This window comes from Vibrio sp. 10N.247.311.47 (assembly GCF_041467535.1).
In the GTDB taxonomy this organism is placed as follows: Bacteria; Pseudomonadota; Gammaproteobacteria; order Enterobacterales; family Vibrionaceae; genus Vibrio; species Vibrio crassostreae_C.
Genome location: NZ_JBFSUR010000087.1, coordinates 1 through 2,220, shown reverse-complemented (window position 1 = coordinate 2,220; position 2,220 = coordinate 1). Strand labels below are relative to the sequence as shown.

Genomic DNA, 2,220 nt, shown 5'->3' with positions numbered 1-2,220 from the left:
GTTGAGTCTTTGGGCAAGCTGACTTAATTGGGTTTCAAGGGCTTTCACTTGTTCACTGTTTTGGGCTTGCTGATTTTCAACCTGAAGCTGCGTTTGCTTTAACGCGTCCGAGAGGGCTTTTTTTTCGGCTTCACTTTTAGAATACGCGGCATTGAGCGTTCGAATGGTATCGGATGGGCTGTCATCAAACGCCTGCAGCACTTGGGCTTGGGTTTGTGACGTCGTCACGTTGACCGGGGTGGTGTCTTCGCCGGGATCAACGTTGGCTTCGATGTCTGACGGCTTTAAAACTGCAATGACCAGCACCGCGATAAAGCCGGTTGCGCCGATAAGCGCCGCCAGTCGTATGACGGGGTTTCCTTTATTTAACATCGCTACTCCCCTCCATGGTTAGGTAAATGGCTAGGTAAACGGCTGGGTAATAGGTATCCTGCCAGGGGCCCTGGCGTGACAATAAAGGCCGTCGCTTGGGCGGTGGGTGAGCCTGCGTTCCCGATGTCAGGATGGGAAAAACTCACCGCGCAGCGCAGTGCAAAGCAGCGAGGACTGAGAGTAACGAGTCGTGGGTCGAGGGTTTCACGCTTTGATGCCTTATTGGTTAGGCTCACGGCGGTCACCACCTGCTCGCCCAATTGCCAAGCCGCAATGGGTCTGGCGTTCACTCGCCACTGACTGAACGCACTTAGGCTGATATCACGAGGCAGTCCCATCGGCGCTCGCACTACGCCAGATAAAGGCTCAATGGCGTGCGATGGACTGTAGAGATTTTGCATGGCATAGCGCACCAACAAGGCTTGCGGTGCCATTTGGGGCTCAGTAGTAGAGCCCATCTGGCGGTCATTGCCTTTTGATTTACCGCCGGGCAAAACAATATCAATCTGCGGCGGGGTAACCACGCCCGCTTTGGCGCTAACATCGAGCATTAAGCGCAATCCATCACTTAGCCGCATCACTTGAAGTCGAGTTGAATCAAAAGGCTCAGTAGCCGTGAGGTAAAGTCGCCCTGCCAGTGAGGTCATGGACAGGTAAGGCGTTAAGTGCGCCGGTTGCGCGACGCGCACGTCGTTGCCCAAGGTCAAGATGGTCTCTTGCCCTGGCGTAAGCACCACTTGGAGCGGGACACCCTGCCACTCCATGGCGCGAGGCGTACTGGCCTGAGCATGAATGTGAGTCATCAAACTCAGCAGCAGTGTCAGCCACAGTCCCCCACGTCTTTTTATCAGCGTTCGCATCATTGCTCTTTCTCCTGCGCTTCATTGAACTGAATTTCTCTTGCTGGGCCATCAAAACAATCAATGGCGAGCTTCCAAGGGTTGCGCTCGGCATCAATGTCGTAACGCACAATGCGCAGTGGCCAGCGGATAAAGTTATGTTTGACTAAGGTGCCATCCACGTACTCTTTGAGTTCTAAATCGGCTTGTACCGTCCAGCTGTCTCGGCTGTGCGTGGTGACGCGCCAATCGTCAAATCCGTAACCGGGAATGGGCGCTAAACTGCGCTCTCGCCCCGACAACTCCCCTGTGCGACGTTTGTTTTGAAAGTCTTGCGTTAAGACCTTTTTGCAGCTGGGCGTCAGGTAATCGGTGTAACGATGCAGGTTCTCGTTGTATTGCTGATTGCCATCACTGGGCCAGCGGTTAATCAGTCCAAATAGATTGACGGCAAAGTCATACACATTGGGCTTAGGCACTTCCCACCACGGGCGTGATGAGCCTGAGCTTAAATCGGGCGGCGTATGCACCGTGATGTCTTGTCCGGCTTGATACCAGCCCCAAGTGGTAACCAGCGCAAGAGTGCTCATCATGGCGAGCGCGCCGCGTAGCGACCGGATGTGACTGTCTCGCCCGGCCAGTGAGGCGCGAAATCGACTTTTCGGTGGTTGACTCATGTTTTCTCCTTATCAGCCGATGCGTTTGCAGGCAAAGCGGCGCGCATCAACGTGATAGCGCTCAGGGTGAAACCAGCGTTCAAAACGTTTGCTGGCGTAATGTTGGCAATGGTGCGTTTTGATTCGGCTGAGCTTTCGCATGAGGCTCTTGGGCAGTGCAAAGGCGCCGAGCGCCCCGAGCAGCAAGGCGGTAAACAGAATGAGAGGCGCGCCAAACACCCAGTACAGCGCCAACCCCAGCAATCCCGTGAGGCTCATGCACACAAGGACCAGCAGTCCCATCTCGCCCATCGACAGACCTTTATAAAACGGCGGCATGACGTTCAAGGTTG

At 54.8% G+C, this 2,220-nt stretch carries 3 protein-coding genes and 1 pseudogene; all 4 read right to left on the bottom strand.

Annotated elements, in window-relative coordinates; translation table 11 throughout:
- Positions 1-372: pseudogene (locus AB6E51_RS24225) on the bottom strand (TIGR03752 family integrating conjugative element protein); the annotation flags it as partial.
- Between the two features lie 2 nt (positions 373-374).
- Positions 375-1,136 carry a TIGR03749 family integrating conjugative element protein gene (locus AB6E51_RS24220; protein WP_372140288.1) on the bottom strand — a complete coding sequence of 254 codons (762 nt, stop codon included), beginning with the start codon at positions 1,134-1,136 and terminating at the stop codon, positions 375-377.
- A 95-nt stretch (positions 1,137-1,231) separates the two neighbouring features.
- Positions 1,232-1,888 (bottom strand): PFL_4703 family integrating conjugative element protein, encoded by a 657-nt coding sequence (locus tag AB6E51_RS24215; RefSeq protein ID WP_372050036.1) that lies wholly within the window; start codon positions 1,886-1,888, stop codon positions 1,232-1,234.
- A 12-nt stretch (positions 1,889-1,900) separates the two neighbouring features.
- Positions 1,901-2,220 (bottom strand): DUF3487 family protein (locus tag AB6E51_RS24210; protein WP_372140286.1); only part of this gene is annotated, 320 nt, incomplete at its 5' end.